The following is a 16,487-nucleotide window of genomic DNA, read 5'->3' as shown; positions in this document are numbered from 1 at the left end:
TGGGACAGCGCAGATACGAGGCAGGTGCCGGATAAGTTTCAGCGGGCCGCCGGTTTTTTGGAATTTTTTCCGAAAGCTGAAACTCTTTTGCCGCTTCGGTCGTATTTGCCATCACGAAACCCGGCCTCGATGTCCTTGAAAGCGGTGAGCGGAGTAGTGATGTTTTCTGTGGTCCTGACGCTTGCCGTTCTCATGTCGCTGCTGATGGCGGCCGCCTGGGCGTTGCAGCGCGCAACCGGTTCGAGCGGCTGGATCGACACGGTGTGGTCGGCAGGTGTCGGCATCGGCGGGGTTGTCGCGGTTTTCCTTGCCGCGGGAGACGGCTGGCGGCGGGCCGTGGTATTGTTCCTCATCGTCGTCTGGTCGCTGCGGCTTGCCGGCCATATCGGCATGCGCACGCGCGGAGGCGGGGAGGATCCCCGTTATGCAAAGCTCATCGCACAATGGGGCAAATCGGCCGCCTTGCGGCTTTTCATCTTCCTCCAGATACAGGCGGTCGCCGCTTTTGTGCTTGTTCTTGCGATATATCTTGCCGCCGGCAACGGCCACGGTTTCCCGCGTGCGGTGGATGGTGTCGCCGTCATGCTCTGCCTCGGCGCGCTGGCCGGCGAAGCGCTGTCTGACGCGCAGCTCTTGCAGTTCAGAAGGACCGCGCAGGCAAGAACCGGTGTCTGCGAAACCGGTCTGTGGCGCTACTCCCGCCATCCCAATTATTTTTTCGAATGGCTTTTCTGGTGCGGTTTTCCGCTTCTGGCCATTCAGGAGCAAGCCTTGTCATGGGCGTCTGTCGCCGCGCCGGTGATGATGTACTGGCTGCTTGTCCACGTCTCCGGCATTCCGCCGCTGGAAGACCACATGCTGACATCGCGCGGGGAAAAGTTCCGCGCCCTGCAACGCCGCGTCAACGCCTTCTTTCCGGGGCCGCGCAAGAACGAGGACACGCCATGAACATGCTCGCCTTCGCCATCAACGCCGCAGAGCGCACGCCGCTCGGTGACGGCGTCACACTGGCCGGTATCGATATGCTCTGCGCAAGGACAAAACGGCGGCTTGCCGGCATTCCGGCGGCGGCCGAACAGGCTTTTGTCGCAGAGATGACGAAATTTCCCGTCGCCAGCCACACGGATGCGGCGAACAGGCAGCATTACGAAGTCCCCGCGGAATTTTTCGGGCTGGTTCTCGGGGCGCAGCGGAAATATTCCTGCTGCTATTATCCCGATGCGACGACGTCGCTCGATGAGGCCGAGACTGTTGCCCTGGCCGAGACCGCGGCGCATGCCGAACTGGAAGACGGCATGGAAATCCTCGAACTTGGCTGCGGCTGGGGTTCGCTTTCCCTCTATATGGCCCGCCACTTTCCCAATGCGCGGATCACGTCCGTTTCGAACTCCGCCTCGCAGCGCGACCATATCGTTGCCCGCGCGCAAGAATACGGGCTTTCCAACCTCTCGGTGGTGACCGCCGATATGAATGATTTCGCCACCGGTGAAGGTTTCGACCGCGTTGTCTCGGTGGAAATGTTCGAGCACATGTCGAACTGGCAGGTCCTGTTCGAGCGGGTTCATACCTGGCTGAAGCCGGGCGGCAAGTTTTTCCTGCATGTCTTCAATCATCGCAACCGGTCGTACCGTTTCGACCACAACAATCCCGCCGACTGGATTGCCCGCCACTTTTTCACGGGCGGCATCATGCCCGCCCTTGATCTTCCCCACCGATTCGGCGGGCTGTTCGACGTAGAGCGGGAATGGCGCTGGTCGGGATCGCATTATCGCCGGACGGCTCTCGACTGGCTCGAGAATTTCGACCGGGAAATCGACCGCATCCGGCCGATCCTGCAACGGGTCTACGGCGCCGAGGCGCGTTTGTGGGAAAGGCGCTGGCGCTTGTTCTTCCTCGCGACCGCAGGGCTTTTCGGGCATGAGGACGGTGCCGTCTGGGGCGTCGGACATTACCTCATGACGGGCGTTTCTTCGGCGCGGTGATGGCCCGCTCGGGGCTTTCAGGGCGATTGTCGGTTATGGCCCGCAACAATTTGCCGGAAGCAAACGTTTACATCCCGGCAAGAATGACTAGGCTGACCGCATCTTTTGAGCAGGTTGATCGATCTTCCGCAGAAAGCGGCTGGAGAAAGTTATGAGTTCAGTTACGCCGAAACTGGATAGTTGCGGCGCCGAGCCCATCCACGTCCCAGGCGCCATTCAGGAACACGGTGCGTTACTGGTCCTGTCCGCGCGCGATTTTTCCATCGTGCAGGCAAGCGACAATCTCGTCGACTATATCGATGTGCCTGTCGAGATCGGCGCCGTCGCGAGCGGTGACCTGCTGCCCTTCGTTGACATTTTGTCCGCCTGGCATGCCGGCGACGAGACGAATTTCAGACATGTCTGGGCCGAAAGAAAACTCGACGTCTCGGCGCACCGGTCAGGTGCACTCATCCTCGTCGAGGTCGAAAAAACACGGCAGGGGGAATCGGCGGAAGCGCTGATGGTCGGGCTGACCAGTCTGGCGCAATATATGAACGGCGCACCGTCGCTTGAGGATGCATTGCTGCGAACGGCAGAGCTGGTCTCGTCGATGAACGGCTATGATCGCACCCTGATCTATGATTTCGGGCCGGACTGGAGCGGGCACGTCGTGGCGGAGGCGGGAAACGGGGTGCTGCCATCTTATCTCGGCCTGCGCTTTCCGGCGGGCGATATCCCGCCGCAGGCGCGGCAGCTTTACACGATCAACCGCCTGCGCATGATTCCCAATGTCGATTACCGGCCCGTTCCGGTCAGGCCGCAGCTGAATGTGGAAACGGGCGCGGTACTCGACATGAGTTTTTCGCAGCTGCGCAGCGTGTCGCCGGTTCATCTCGAATATATGCGCAACATGGGGACGGCCGCCTCGATGTCGGTGTCCATCATCGTCAACGGCAGATTATGGGGCCTGATCGCCTGCCACCACGCCACTCCCCATTCGACTTCCGTTGCCGTGCGCGACGCCTGCGATTTTGCCGCCCAGCTGCTGTCGATGCGGATCGCGATGGAGCAAAGTTCCCAGGATGCCTCACGCCGGGTGGAACTTGGCCATGTTCAGGCCAGGCTGTTAAGCGGCATGGCGACGGCGGAAAGATGGGCCGATGGTCTTCTGGGCGGAGAGCGTGAAAGAGACGACCTGTTGGGACAGGTGGGGGCGGAGGGAGCCGCGCTTGTTCTGGGCGATGAATATGAGCTGGTCGGCAAGGCGCCGTCGCGCCAGCATGTCGAAGAACTGGTCCTGTGGCTTGGCGAGCAGGATGTGGCCGAGGTGTTTGCGACCGACAATCTTGCGGGCGATTACCCGGCCGCTGTGGCTTATGCCGCCGTCGCGAGCGGCATTATCGCGATGCGCGTTTCGGAACTGCACGGCAGCTGGCTGATCTGGTTCCGGCCGGAAGTGGTGAAAACGGTGCGTTGGGGCGGCGATCCGCATAAGACGGTGCAGGAAAGCGGCCGTATCCACCCGCGCAAGTCTTTTGAAATCTGGAAGGAGCAGGTGCGCAACACCGCTTTGCCGTGGTCGGAGCCGGAGCTTGCCGCGGCGAGAGAACTTCGAAGCGCGATCATCGGCATCGTCCTGCGCAAGGCGGAGGAAATGGCGGATCTGACGCGGGAATTGCAACGGACCAACAAGGAGCTGGAGGCTTTTTCCTATTCGGTCTCGCATGACCTGCGCGCACCTTTTCGTCACATTGTCGGCTTTGCGCAATTGTTGCGCGAACGCAGCAGCGCCATGGACGAAAAATCCCTGCATTATCTGCAGATGATCTCCGAGGCGGCGCTGGGAGCGGGCAGGCTGGTGGACGATCTCTTGAACTTTTCCCAGCTCGGCCGCACGCAAATCACCGTGAAGGCGGTGGACATGCAGAAGCTGGTCAGCGAAGTCCGCCGCTCCCTTGCGCCCGCCCTTGCCGACCGTCAGGTCGAATGGCGCATCGGCGAACTGCCGGTCACGCTCGGCGATCCGACACTGCTGCGGCAGGTCTGGTACAATCTCATCGACAATGCGATCAAATATTCCCGCCGGGAGCCGGTTTCGATCATCACCATCTCAGCGGTTGAAACCGGAGAATATGTCACCTATTCGGTGGAGGATAATGGCGTCGGTTTCGATATGGCCTATTACGGCAAGCTTTTCGGCGTGTTTCAGCGGCTGCAGCGCGTCGAGGATTTCGAAGGAACCGGCATCGGGCTTGCTCTGGTGAGGCGCATTGTCGAGCGCCATCACGGTTCGGTCAGTGCGCAGGGAACTCTTGGCGAGGGAGCCTCGTTCTCCTTCACATTGCCGGTAAAGAAAATTGAAGAGGAAGACATTGCCTGAACTGAGACCTATCCTGCTGGTGGAAGACAATCCGCGCGATCTGGAATTGACGCTTACCGCCCTTGAAAAATGTCAATTGGCAAACGAGGTCGTCGTGGCGCGGGATGGCGCCGAGGCGCTCGATTACCTCGATGTCACCGGCGCCTGGCACAACCGGCCGGCCGGTGATCCGGCGGTCGTGCTTCTCGATCTCAAATTGCCCAAGGTGGACGGCCTCGAGGTCCTGCAAAAGATCAAAGGCAGCGGTCATCTGCGGCATGTTCCCGTCGTGATGCTGACCTCTTCCCGCGAGGAACAGGATCTCGTCAGGAGCTACGAACTCGGCGTGAACGCCTTTGTCGTCAAGCCCGTGGAGTTCAACCAGTTCTTCAAGGCGATACAGGACCTCGGCGTCTTCTGGGCGCTTCTGAACGAACCGCCACCCGGTGCGCGTCGCAATGGCGGATAAGGCGGTGCTGCGAATGGAGGCAAGCAAGCTTCTGCTTCTCGAGGACAGCTCGGTCGATGCGGAATTGATCGAAGAACAGCTTTCAGGCATTTCTCCGCCGCCGGTTATCACAAGGGCGGTGGGCCGGGCCTCGTTCATCGAAGCGTTGGAGAACCGGCAATTCGATATCATTCTTGCCGATTTCTCGCTGCCGGACTTCGATGGCATGTCCGCGCTCGATATCGCCATGCAAACGACCCCCGACACCCCGTTCATTTTCGTGTCGGGCGTCCTTGGCGAAGATGCGGCGATTGACGCCTTCAGGCGCGGTGCGACGGACTATGTGCTCAAGCAGCGACTGGCAAGGCTGCCGTCGGCCGTTGAGCGTGCGCTGGCGGAGGCCCGGGAGAAACAGGAGCGGAAGCGGGCGGAAGTCCATAAGGAACTGCTCGTCCGGGAACTCAGTCACCGTGTCAAGAACACCATGGCGATGGTCATCTCCATCATCCGCAGGACGGCAAAAGGCAGCACATCCATCGAGGACTACCAGGAAAGGCTGGTGGCCCGCGTGAGCGCCCTTGCCGAAAGCCATGCCCTGCTTTTTCAAAGCAATTGGGGTGAAACCGACCTCAGGGATGTCGTGCGGCGGGCGATCGAACCCCATAACAGCTTTGCGAGCCGGGTCGAACTCGACGGCCCGGATGGTGTCCAGCTGTCGCCAAAATCGGCCCTGGCGCTTGGCATGATCCTGCACGAGCTGGTAACGAATGCGCAGAAATACGGCTCTCTTTCCGGCGCAAGCGGCAAGGTGGAGGTGTTCTGGAAACGGCTGCATAATGACGACGGGCGCGACCGCGTCGACCTGCAATGGCGGGAAAGCGGCGGCCCTGCCGTTTCCGTGCCGCAGGACACCGGTTTCGGAACGACGCTGATCACGAAAGGCGCGCAATACGAACTGCATGCCGAAAGTGAAATCCACTACGACCGCGCCGGCCTGCAATATCAGACTGTCTTTCCCCTGGATTGAGGCGCCAGATGAGAAGGGTGCGGAAGTTGTGCGGGGCATTCGCCCGCGCGCGCTAACGGGCCAGTGAGAACTCGTTCGCCAGAATATCCGGGAGATTGTCGAAGTCGCAGGGTTTGGAAACGACCGTCAGATCGCCCAATTGTGCCCGAACGCCGGGTATTTCCGCATAGCCGCTACAGACGACGAAGGGTATGTTGGCAGCCTTGAGTTCCTCGATCACGGGAAAGGACAATTCACCCCTCAGATTGAGATCGATGACGGCGCCATCCAGATCGGTGGCGTTTATTTTTTCCAGGGCTGCGGATATGTGCGAAACCGGCCCGACGACGTTGACACCAAGGTCCGAGAGAAAGTCCTCCATATCCATGGCCAGGAGCGCGTCGTCTTCCAGAACAAGGATTTGTTTTCCCTGAAAATTATAGTTCATAATCACCGCATTCGCATCGTTTCGGCCCGTCAGGGCTGCTTTTCACCAACATCGCTGAACTCTTGACGTGTGACGTGGTTCCACCGCCGCGCAAAAAGAAATCATTCGCATCCGCCGCCGCGCTACTCTAGTTTGTGACGCTGATTAGCTGCCTACCGGGAATGTTGTTGCTGTGATTGGTTTTTCACCGTTTGCCCAGCGAAGCCTTTTGATGCTTGCTGTGGGTGTCGCAATTTTGATTGGCATGGTCTCCGTGTCATTATGGCTCGTGCAGGTGAACAACCGGTACTCGCAGGAAACCGCGGAACTGCGGCGGGTGCGCGCATCGGTTCTCGACGTCCTGACGGCGATGCAGGACATTGAAACGGGGCAGAGGGGGTATCTGCTCACCAACAACGCCGATTATCTGGTGCCCTATGAGGAAGCTCTGCGCGGCTTGCCGCAGCGTCGGTCCAGAATTCAGGATCTCCTGAAGGACCGGGAACAATATCAGCAGGCTTTGCAGGAGCTGACACGTGCGATCGACGCGAAATTGGCGGAGACGCGTGAAACGATCGATTTGCAAAGGGCCGGTCGTATCAATGAGGCGGTGGATGTCGTCCGCAACAATGACGGCAAACGCTTCATGAACGAAATCAGGGGAATTCTGTCGCGCCTGCAATCAGACACCGACGATCGTCTGCGGGTGATTGTCAGCGACCAGCTGGATGCCGCCAATACGCTGCGATGGGTGACGGTGGGCGGCGCGCTTGCCATTCTCCTCGTCGTCGGCGGCTCGATCTTTCTTGTCTTCACCTATATCCGGGCGCTGAACCGCTCCCGGGAAGACGTCGACGAGCTCAATCGGCATCTGGAGGAGCGTGTGGAAGAAAGGACAAGGGATCTTCGCCGTGCCAACCAGGAAATCCAGCGCTTTGCCTATATTGTTACCCATGACCTGCGCGCGCCGCTCGTCAACATCATGGGCTTCCTTTCCGAATTCGATACATCCCTGAAGCCGGTGAGCAGCTATGTCCTTGCCGATGGCAAGGCGCCGCCGGAAGACGTCGTCCGCGAGGCGCGGCTGGCGGTTCAGGAGGATATTCCCGAGGCGATCGGCTTCATCCGTTCATCGACACGCAAGATGGATCAGCTGATCAACGCCATCCTGAAAATATCCCGCGACGGACAGCGGAAGCTGCAACCCGAAAAGGTCGATATAGAAACACTGCTGTCATCGCTTTCGGAGACGGTACGCCACCAGATCACGGCCAATGGCGGCGAGATCGAGGTCGATACGCCCAAGCTGACGATTGTCACAGATCGCATATCGCTTGACCAGATCCTCGGGAACCTGTTTGACAATGCGGTGAAATACCAGATGCCCGGTCGTGCGCTGCGGCTGACCGCGCGGGCCTATCCGGCCGGGCGCGGTGCGATCTGCATCGAGGTTGGCGACAACGGACGCGGTATCGGCGAACAGGATATGGAGCGGGTGTTCGAGCTTTTTCGCCGGGCGGGCAATCAGGATCAGCCGGGAGAAGGAATAGGCCTCGCCCATGTCCGTTCGCTAATCAGAAATTTAGGAGGTGATATTAAAGTCGAGTCTAAACTCGGTGAGGGCAGCACCTTCATCCTGCTGCTGCCGAGTGACCTCCGAAGAGTGACGAAAGAAGGCGACCCATGAAAGCGACCGGCCAGGAAGTAACGATCGTGATGATCGAAGACGATGAGGGCCATGCGCGCCTGATCGAGAAAAACGTGCGGCGCGCCGGGGTGAACAACGAGATCGTGCCCTTTACGCTCGGTGCGAAGGCGCTGGATTATATCTTGGGCGAAAGTAGGGATGGGCTTGTCAGCAAAGATCGCTATCTTCTCGTCTTGCTCGATCTCAATCTCCCCGACATGTCGGGTATCAACATTCTCGAGCAGATCAAGAGCAATGACTACACGCGCCGTTTGCCCGTGGTGGTTTTGACAACCACCGATGACGAGACCGAAATTCAGAAATGCTATGATCTCGGCGCGAATGTTTATATAACCAAGCCGGTGGATTATGAGGGCTTTGCCACGGCCATCAAAAATCTAGGCCTGTTCTTTTCCGTAATTCAGATACCCTGAAGGCATGATGGCTCTGCGTGTTTTGTATGTCGATGACGACCCGGCCCTGGCGCGGCTTTCAAGCCGCGTTCTCGGTCGCCATGGAATGGAGGTGGTCCATGCCGCCTCCGTCGCCAGCGGCCTTGAGTTCTTTCAAAATGAACAGTTCGACGTCGTCGTTCTCGACCATTATTTCCAGACCGCGACCGGAATGGAATTTCTGGCGGCAATCCAGTCGATACCGGCACGTGTGCCGGTTCTGTATGTCACGGGGTCCAACGAAGCCCGGATCGCCATAGACGCGCTCAAGGCGGGTGCCGCCGACTATGTCATCAAGAATGTCGGAGACGATTTTTTCCCGCTTTTGCTCACGGCCATCAACCAGGCGCTGGAAAATCATCGCCTGCGCCAGACGAAGGAGGAAGCCGACCGCCTCCTGGTAAAGGCCAAGGAACATGCGGAAATGATGGTGAAGGAGATGAATCATCGCGTGGCGAACAGCCTTTCGCTGGTCTCCGCCATGATCCGCCTGCAAATCAATACCCTGAAATCGCAGGAGGCGGAAACCGCCTTGCTGGAAACGCAAAGCAGGATTTCGGCAATCGCCGGCGTACATCGCAGCCTCTACAACACGGCGAATGTGGGACTCGTATCTTTGAGTTCCTATCTGACCTCGATCATCGGCGACCTGTTTCAGGCCGTGCCCGGCTCGTCCGCCGTCACGGTGGAAACGTCGCTCTGCGAGGTCGATCTCAACGCAGACCATGCCGTCGCGCTTGGTGTCATCATCACCGAATTGCTGACCAATGCGCTGAAATATGCCTATCCCGATCAAACCGGGACCGTTCGCGTCAATCTGTCCGAACAGAACGGGCAATTCGTTCTCGTCGTGGAAGATGATGGCGTCGGCTCTAAACCCGATACGCTGCCGCGCGGCACCGGTTTAGGTACAAAACTCATCATGGCGATGGCGCAGAATATCGGCGCCCGGGTGGAGCAGACGCACACCCACCCGGAGCGGGACAAAGGCACCCGTTACACGATTACCTGGACGGAAAAATAGCGCAGGGTTCATCGTCTTCGATGACTGGGCGGTGCAGCGTCCGTCAACGCCAGCTGGCAAGCAGCTCTTCAAGCGTCGCGCGATCCCGTTCGTCCAGCCGGGCGAGCCCCGGGGCTCGAACCGGGCCAACCCTGAGACCGAGGATCTCCATGGCCTCCTTCACCACCGTCACATTGGCGCCGTTGCGATAACGCGTCCGCAGCCGTTCGAAAAGCTCGATCCTTTCAACGATCTTGCGTGCCGCGGCGAAATCGCCGGCCGTCAGGGCGTCATGGACCTGCAGGGAGAATTGCGGCGCCACGTTGACGAGGCCGGATGTGAAGCCGCGCGCACCAACCGCCGAAAAGGCGGGCGCCCAGCTTTCGGCAAGGCCGCAGACATAAAGAGCGCCCTTCGGATCCGAAGCGGCAATGGCGCGCGACAGCAGCATGATGTCGGTCGTCGCGAACTTGATGCCGGCAACATTCGGGTGGCCGGCGAGCCTCGCCATGTCATCGACCGAAAAACCGTCGGCACGGACATAGGCCACCAGCGGCAGCTCGCTGCCATCGGCCAGGCCGACGAAATAGTCGATCTGCGATTGCGGTGCTGCAAAGGGGTCGACCGGCTGGTGGGACATGACGGCGGAGGCGCCCATGTCCCGGGCCTGGCGCGCCATGGCGAGAGCCTCGCGCTGCGAGCGTCCGATCGCCGCCGTGACCGGGGCTTTGCCGTCAACGCCCCTTATCGCGGCTTCGTAGACGCGAAGAATCTCGGCCGGTGTCAAAGCGTAGAATTCGCCGGTATTGCCGGCGGCGACGATGTTGTGGATACCCGCCCTTGCAACGCGGGCATAGACCTCTGTCGTGACACCGATATCGACTTCCCCGCCTGCGTCGTAGGCCGTTACGGGAACGCCGGAGATGCCGTGCAGGGCCTGGCGAAAATCAAATGTCGTCATCAACTGGTTCCTTGAGGTGAAAGCGTCTTCAGATGGGAAACTTGTGTACGGCTGCCCCCGCGACAGGCGCATCGAAGGCAACAAGCGTGCCCGGGGTGGCTACTCCGTCCGTCCCGGTGACGAGACTTGTCAGATAGATCGTCTTGAGATCCGGGCCGCCGAAACACGGCATGGTCGGCCCCTTGAACGGCAGCCGGTAGATCTCGAACAGTTCGCCGTCCGGCGAAAACCGGTTGAGGCGTCCGGCCTGAACGCCGGCGCTCCAGTAACAGCCTTCGCAATCGGTCGCCGCGCCGTCCGGCCTGCCTTCGTCCGGGGCGAAATCGTGAAGGCGCTGGGCCGGACCGAGCCTGCCCGTCGCGACATCGAAATCGAACGCCTGATACATCAGCCCGCTGCTGTCGGAATGATACATGCGCGTGCCATCCGGGCTCCAGGCAAGCCCGTTTGAGGTGAACATGCCGCCATCGATGATGCGTTCGACGCCGCCGTCCGGCGCGACGCGATAAAGGCGCGCATTGCCCGTCTGTATCGCTGCCTCGTCGCGGGTTCCCACCCAGAAATGGCCGTCCGGGCCGACCTTTCCGTCGTTGAGGCGGCTGTCAGGCCGCCCTTCGTCCGGGTCGCACAGGAGTTCAAGTTTTCCGCTTGCGGGATCAAGAAGATGCACGCCGGTCTTCAGGCCCGCCACGATCATGCCGTTGTCGCAAAGGCCGAGGCAGCCCACCTCGGCGGGCATGTCGTATCTGTCGAGTTTGCCGTCCGGATGCAGGCGGAAAATGGCGGGGGCGAGAATATCGACGAACCACAGATTGCCGGTCCGCTCGTCCCATGCCGGTGATTCGCCGACCTTCAACGGCGTGTCGATGAGGGTGCGGAGTTTGGGTTCCATGATGCGCGGCTGGCTCACTGATTCTTCTCCATCGCCCTTTAAGGTCTTGTCTTTCGAATTGCTGAAACGGTTCTAGCTGCCGACGCCCTGGAACATGCGGGCGCGGGCCTTCAGTATGTGGTCTTTCATCGCGTCGTGCGCGGCCTGCTCCCGCCGCGCAAAGATCGCCTCCACAATGGCGGTGTGTTCGTCCTGGACGTCGCGCACATGTTGCGGTGTCCGTTTGAGGCTGAGGCTGCGTGTCACCGACTGGCCGATCGCGAAATGCGGCTTGAACCAGATCCGCACCGTGATGTGGAACTGGTTATGGCTCGCTTTGGCAATGGCTTCGTGCAGGGCAAAATCTTCCTCGGCACCAAGATCGTTGCGCTCCAGACACTGTTCCAGTGCCGCAATGGCCTGCTCGATGCGGGTCTTGTCGGCGGCCTGCCAGTTGCGCGCCGCAAGTTCGGCCGCCGACGATTCAAGGCCGGACCGGAATTCGAAAAAACGCTGCACGTCGGCGAGCGAGCCGACAGGCACCTGCTGCAAAACCGATGAATCCGGCTGCTGGCGCACATAGGAGCCGGAGCCCTTCTGGGAGACGATAAGGCCGTCGTTCCGCAGCCGCTCCAGGGCTTCACGCACCACCGGCCGGGATGCGCCGAACAACGACGCCAGGTTCTGTTCCGATGGCAGCCGCTCGTTCACGGCAAACCGCCCGTCCGAAATCATGCCGATGATCTTTTCATAGATGATGTCGCTCAGCCGTGTCTCGCCGCGAGCGGCGGCAGATGTGGTGTGATTGTCCATCAGCAGCCCTTCCGTTGCAAATCGCTGAGGTTCATGGGTTTCCTGCATTTCAATCGCAACAGAAATACCGGGGTTTTGTGAGCGAGGGCGCTGTCGTGCCGGTTTTTCCTTCAGGGCTGATCGTGAAAACCGGCCTACGAATAAAAAATATGTAAAAATCTGTCAATACTTGTAATCATCTGAAAAGGCCCATATGGTCTGCGCCTGCCGATGGAGGATCGGTGTGCTGGCTGGCCGGGAGGGCCGACGCGGTACGGTGAAAACTGTCTCGCTGCCGGTGATTTTTTGGGAGGATAATCGATGCGCGATGGCGAAGCATTTTCACTGGGCGTAACGCGCCGAACCTTCATGGCGGGGCTTGGCGGCGTGGCCGCCCTTTCCGTCATCGGGACTTCGGCCAGGGCTGCCGCCGGCAAGGAAGCGCCGGCACTTGAGGCGCTGGTAAAGGACGGCAAATTGCCGCCTTTGGCCGAGCGCCTGCCGAAAAATCCGATGGTGGTGACACCGCATGAAAAGATCGGCGCCTATGGCGGCACATTGCGCCGCGGCCTGCGCGGTTCGTCGGACCATAACGGCATCCTGCGCATGGTCGGCAACCAGGGGCTGGTTCGCTGGAACATGGACTTCACCGAGGTCCTGCCGAACCTGGCCGAAAAATGGGACATCAACGAAGACGCTTCGCAATTCACCTTCCATCTGCTGCAGGGGGCAAAATGGTCGGACGGCCAGCCCTTCACGGCCGACGACGTGGTGTTCGCCATCGAGGACTGCATCAAGAACAAGGAGCTTTACAGCGCCACGCCCGCGCAGCTTTCCGTGGCCGGCAAGGCCGTTGACGTCGAGAAGGTCGACGATTTCACGGTAAGGTTCAAATTCGCGGCGCCGAATGCGCTCTATCTCGAAAACCTCGCCACGCCGCTCGGTCAGCATCCGACGCTGTTTCCCAAGCATTATTGCAGCAAGTTCCTGCCGAAATACAACACGGCGCTGGATGCCGATGTGAAGGCCGCGGGCGTCTCCAGCTGGACGGAACTGTTCCGCGCCAAATGCGGCGATATTGAAATTCCGTCCCGCTGGTCGAATGTCGACAAGCCGACGCTGGACCCGTGGGTGGTGAAGGAGCCCTATTCCGGCGGCGCGACCCGCGTGGTCATGACCCGCAACCCCTACTTCTGGCAGGTCGATACCGAAGGCAACCAGCTGCCCTATATCGACGAAATCAATTTCGGCATTTCGCAGGACGTGGAATCGCTGATGCTGAACGTCATTTCCGGCAAGATCGACATTCAGGAGCGCCATATCAGCGTTCTCGCCAACAAGCCGACCCTGTCGCAGAACATGAAGAAGGGTGATTACCGCCTGCTGACGCTGGTGCCGTCTGCCTCGCAGCAGTGCCAGATTTATCTCAACATCACCCACAAAGACCCGGCGATGCGCAAGATGTTCGCCGACAAGTCCTTCCGTCAGGCGCTGTCCATCGCGCTCAACCGGCAGGAAATCATCGACATCGTCTATTTCGGGCAAAGCGAGGGGTATCAGGCCGGGCCGCGCCCGACACATCCCTGGTACAATGAGAAGCTGGCGCGCCAGTTCACCGAATATGATGCTGACAAGGCCAATGAACTGCTCGACAAGGCCGGTTATGACAAGAAGAACGGCAACGGCATGCGGTTGCGGCCCGACGGCCAGCCCGTCTTCTTCTCGATCGACGTCATCCCGACGCTTTATCCCGATCTGGTCGATGCGCTGGAACTGGTGAAGGCGCAATGGGCGCAGATCGGCGTCGACATCAAGGTCAACACCATCGAACGCGCGCTTTATTACACACGCGGCGATGACAACGCCCATGATGCCGCCGTCTGGCCCGGCCCCGGCGGTCTCGATCCGATGCTCGACCCGCGCGATTTCTTCGCCTTCCACCCGCAGGGTTCGCGTTACGCCATTCCGTGGGCGCTCTGGTACACCTCGAATGGCCAGAAGGGCGAAGAGCCGCCGGAGAGCCAGAAGAAGCGCTTCAAGCTGTTCGATGAGGCGCGCTCCACGGCCGACCTTGCCAAGCGTGGCGAGAAGATGAAGGAAATCTTCGATATTGCTGCGGAAGAGTTCGAGACGATCGGTCTTTGCCTTGCCGTTGGCGGTTTCGGCATCATCCGCAACAATCTGCGCAATGTGCCGGAAACCGAACCCGACAGCTGGTCCTGGCCCAATCCCGGCCCGGCGCTGCCGCAACAATTCACCTTCACAAGCTGACATCGCCACATCGGCGTCGCTGCCGTAACGCGGCGACGCCCCTCAGGTTGTATCGACCGGCCACAGGTCGTTTTCCTTAGGGAAGGCGGCGCGTGCGGGTCCAATGTGATTGCGAGAGCGACATGCTGCTTTTTATCGTCAAACGCCTGCTGTGGATGATACCGTCCCTGTTTGCCGTCAGTTTCCTTGCCTTTGTCCTGATCCAGCTGCCGCCCGGCGATTATGTGACGACTTACATAGCCACGCTGGCCGCTTCCAACGAGGTCATCGACCACAATACTGCGGCGCAGCTGCGTGAACGCTTCGGCCTCGATGACCCGATGATCGTGCAATATCTGAAATGGATATGGGGCATCATCAGCCGCGGTGATTTCGGCATTTCGTTCGAGTGGCAGCAGCCGGTTTCGGGCCTCATCTGGGAGCGCATGGCGCTGACGCTGGTTCTGGCCGTCGCCAGCCTTCTCGCCACCTGGGCCATCGCCCTTCCGATCGGCGTCTTTTCCGCCGTGCGAAAATATTCGATCGGCGACTATCTCTTCACCGCCTTTTCCTTTTTCGGCCTGTCCATCCCCTCGTTCCTGCTGGCGCTGGTGCTGATGTATGTCGCGGCGGTTGAGTTCGGGGCCGATGTCGGCGGCCTGTTTTCCGCCGAATATGAAACGGCGTCCTGGAGCATCGCCAAGATGATGGACCTGATGGCCCATATCTGGCTGCCGGTGACGATCCTTGCCGTGTCTTCCACCGCCAGCCTCATCCGCGTCATGCGCGCCAACATGCTGGATGAATTGCCGAAACCCTATGTGACGACGGCGCGTGCCAAGGGCCTGTCGGAGTTCAAGCTGCTGACGAAATATCCCCTGAGGATTGCGCTTAACCCGTTCATTTCCACCATCGCATGGCTGTTGCCCAATCTCATTTCGGGCTCGGTGGTCGTTGCCATCGTGCTCAATCTGCCGACGGCCGCACCGCTGCTTTTGCAGTCGCTGATGGCGCAGGACATGTATCTCGCCGGCGCTTTCGTGCTGTTGATCTGCGCGCTGACGCTGATCGGATCGCTGATCAGCGACATCCTGCTTGCGCTGGTCGATCCGCGCATCCGGCTCGAATAGGAGGCCGCCATGAGCGATATCACTATGACCACCAATGCCCGGCAGGACCGCGCCGCCGTCGCCTCGCAATGGCAACTCATCTGGTGGGCGTTCAAGCGCCACAAGCTGGCCATGGCCGCCCTGTTCATCACCATCGCCATGTATATCGTCGCGCTGGTGCCGGGCTTCTTCGCCATCAACGATCCGGTGTTGCAGAATGCGCGGGCCACCTTCCACCCGCCGCAGCGCGTCCATTTTGTTGACACGACCGACGGTTTCTCGCTCGGGCTGCATTATTATCCGCTGAAGCTGACCCGCAATCCCGAAACGCTGGCGGCGGTGTTTGTCGAAGACACGGCGAAGAAAATCCCGGTCCAGCTTTTCGGTCGTGGCTACGAATATTCCGTGTTCGGCCTGTTCACCACGGATATCCATCTGCTGGCTTCCACCGACAAGACGCGTCCGCTCTTCCTGTTTGGCGCGGATCGCCTCGGCCGTGATGTCTTCAGCCGTGTGGTGCAGGGTGCGCAGGTCTCCCTGTCCATCGGTCTTGTCGGTGTGTTCTTCTCGCTGCTGCTTGGTGTCGTTCTCGGCGGCATCTCCGGTTATTATGGCGGCCGCATCGATTTCGTCATGCAGCGCGTGATCGATTTCGTGCTCTCGCTGCCCACCATTCCCATCTGGCTGGCGATGGCCGCCGCCCTGCCGCAGGGCTGGCCGGCAACGCTGCAATATATGATGATCACCATCATCCTGTCTTTGACCGGCTGGGCGCAGCTCGCCCGCGTCGTGCGCGGTCGGTTCCTGTCGCTCAGAACCGAGGAGTTTGTGGCGGCCGCCCGGCTGGATGGCGTGCCGGAAGGGCGCATCATCTTCCGTCATATGCTGCCGAGTTTCTCTAGCCACATCATCGCCTCGGTCACGCTTGCGGTTCCGGCGATGATCCTTGCGGAAACCTCGCTGTCCTTCCTTGGCCTCGGCCTTCAGCCGCCGACGATTTCCTGGGGCGTGCTGCTTCGGGAGGCGCAGAATATCCGTTCGATTGCAACCGCGCCCTGGCTGTTCCTGCCCGGTGTGGCTGTCGTCGTTGCCGTCATGGCGCTCAATCTGCTCGGCGACGGCCTGCGCGACGCAGCCGACCCCTATAACAAGTGAGGC

General features: G+C 60.1%; 15 protein-coding genes. 11 read left to right on the top strand and 4 right to left on the bottom strand.

The window, feature by feature from the left end; translation table 11 throughout:
* Nucleotides 1-159 precede the first annotated feature (159 nt).
* The 5 genes from ACI2KA_RS16440 (at nucleotide 160) to ACI2KA_RS16420 (ending at nucleotide 5,798) form a co-directional block, all read left to right on the top strand.
* The gene (locus ACI2KA_RS16440) at nucleotides 160-948 is read left to right on the top strand and encodes a DUF1295 domain-containing protein (RefSeq protein WP_404503538.1); all 789 of its coding nucleotides are present in this window, start codon (nucleotides 160-162) and stop codon (nucleotides 946-948) included.
* Complete coding sequence (locus ACI2KA_RS16435; protein ID WP_404503537.1) at nucleotides 945-1,982, top strand: SAM-dependent methyltransferase; 1,038 nt, start codon at nucleotides 945-947, stop codon at nucleotides 1,980-1,982. The genes ACI2KA_RS16440 and ACI2KA_RS16435 overlap by 4 nt, the downstream gene beginning before the upstream one ends.
* A 151-nt stretch (nucleotides 1,983-2,133) precedes the next feature.
* On the top strand, nucleotides 2,134-4,344 hold the full coding sequence (locus tag ACI2KA_RS16430; protein ID WP_404503536.1) for an ATP-binding protein: 2,211 nt from the start codon (nucleotides 2,134-2,136) through the stop codon (nucleotides 4,342-4,344).
* A complete protein-coding gene (locus tag ACI2KA_RS16425) occupies nucleotides 4,337-4,792 on the top strand; it encodes a response regulator (RefSeq protein WP_404503535.1) in 456 nt (151 codons plus the stop codon). The genes ACI2KA_RS16430 and ACI2KA_RS16425 overlap by 8 nt, the downstream gene beginning before the upstream one ends.
* Nucleotides 4,782-5,798 (top strand): sensor histidine kinase, encoded by a 1,017-nt coding sequence (locus ACI2KA_RS16420; RefSeq protein ID WP_404503534.1) that lies wholly within the window; start codon nucleotides 4,782-4,784, stop codon nucleotides 5,796-5,798. Before ACI2KA_RS16425 ends, ACI2KA_RS16420 begins: the two co-directional genes overlap by 11 nt.
* 52 nt (nucleotides 5,799-5,850) lie before the next feature.
* On the opposite strand, the gene ACI2KA_RS16415 is transcribed toward ACI2KA_RS16420, so the two are convergent.
* A complete protein-coding gene (locus ACI2KA_RS16415; RefSeq protein ID WP_110759605.1) occupies nucleotides 5,851-6,225 on the bottom strand; it encodes a response regulator in 375 nt (124 codons plus the stop codon).
* 211 nt (nucleotides 6,226-6,436) lie between these two features.
* Between ACI2KA_RS16415 and ACI2KA_RS16410 the strand changes: the two genes are divergently transcribed.
* The 3 genes from ACI2KA_RS16410 to ACI2KA_RS16400 are packed head-to-tail and all read left to right on the top strand — an operon-like array spanning nucleotide 6,437 to nucleotide 9,367.
* Entirely contained in the window at nucleotides 6,437-7,891 is a 1,455-nt protein-coding gene (locus ACI2KA_RS16410; protein ID WP_174030020.1) for a CHASE3 domain-containing protein, read from the top strand.
* Nucleotides 7,888-8,325 (top strand): response regulator, encoded by a 438-nt coding sequence (locus ACI2KA_RS16405; RefSeq protein ID WP_110759610.1) that lies wholly within the window; start codon nucleotides 7,888-7,890, stop codon nucleotides 8,323-8,325. The genes ACI2KA_RS16410 and ACI2KA_RS16405 overlap by 4 nt, the downstream gene beginning before the upstream one ends.
* Nucleotides 8,326-8,329: 4 nt before the next feature.
* Complete coding sequence (locus tag ACI2KA_RS16400) at nucleotides 8,330-9,367, top strand: sensor histidine kinase (RefSeq protein WP_404503533.1); 1,038 nt, start codon at nucleotides 8,330-8,332, stop codon at nucleotides 9,365-9,367.
* A 43-nt stretch (nucleotides 9,368-9,410) separates the two neighbouring features.
* Here ACI2KA_RS16400 and ACI2KA_RS16395 read toward each other — a convergent pair whose 3' ends face one another.
* Genes ACI2KA_RS16395 through ACI2KA_RS16385 form a run of 3 tightly spaced genes read right to left on the bottom strand, consistent with a single transcriptional unit; the run spans nucleotide 9,411 to nucleotide 11,991 of the window.
* Entirely contained in the window at nucleotides 9,411-10,307 is an 897-nt protein-coding gene (locus tag ACI2KA_RS16395) for a dihydrodipicolinate synthase family protein (protein WP_404503532.1), read from the bottom strand.
* Nucleotides 10,308-10,335: 28 nt separating this feature from the next.
* A complete protein-coding gene (locus tag ACI2KA_RS16390) occupies nucleotides 10,336-11,217 on the bottom strand; it encodes an SMP-30/gluconolactonase/LRE family protein (RefSeq protein WP_404503531.1) in 882 nt (293 codons plus the stop codon).
* A 54-nt stretch (nucleotides 11,218-11,271) separates the two neighbouring features.
* Entirely contained in the window at nucleotides 11,272-11,991 is a 720-nt protein-coding gene (locus tag ACI2KA_RS16385; RefSeq protein ID WP_404503530.1) for a FadR/GntR family transcriptional regulator, read from the bottom strand.
* 300 nt (nucleotides 11,992-12,291) lie between these two features.
* Between ACI2KA_RS16385 and ACI2KA_RS16380 the strand changes: the two genes are divergently transcribed.
* From ACI2KA_RS16380 to ACI2KA_RS16370, 3 genes are all read left to right on the top strand, one after another.
* The gene (locus ACI2KA_RS16380; protein WP_174030030.1) at nucleotides 12,292-14,241 is read left to right on the top strand and encodes an ABC transporter substrate-binding protein; all 1,950 of its coding nucleotides are present in this window, start codon (nucleotides 12,292-12,294) and stop codon (nucleotides 14,239-14,241) included.
* A 122-nt stretch (nucleotides 14,242-14,363) separates the two neighbouring features.
* Nucleotides 14,364-15,350: an ABC transporter permease gene (locus ACI2KA_RS16375; RefSeq protein ID WP_404503529.1), complete on the top strand. Its 987-nt coding sequence runs from the start codon at nucleotides 14,364-14,366 to the stop codon at nucleotides 15,348-15,350.
* A 9-nt stretch (nucleotides 15,351-15,359) separates the two neighbouring features.
* A complete protein-coding gene (locus ACI2KA_RS16370) occupies nucleotides 15,360-16,484 on the top strand; it encodes an ABC transporter permease (protein ID WP_404503528.1) in 1,125 nt (374 codons plus the stop codon).
* Nucleotides 16,485-16,487: the final 3 nt, after the last annotated feature.

Source organism: Agrobacterium sp. NPDC089420 (genome assembly GCF_044900305.1).
Lineage (GTDB): Bacteria > Pseudomonadota > Alphaproteobacteria > Rhizobiales > Rhizobiaceae > Agrobacterium.
This window is presented reverse-complemented; position numbering and strand designations above follow the sequence as displayed.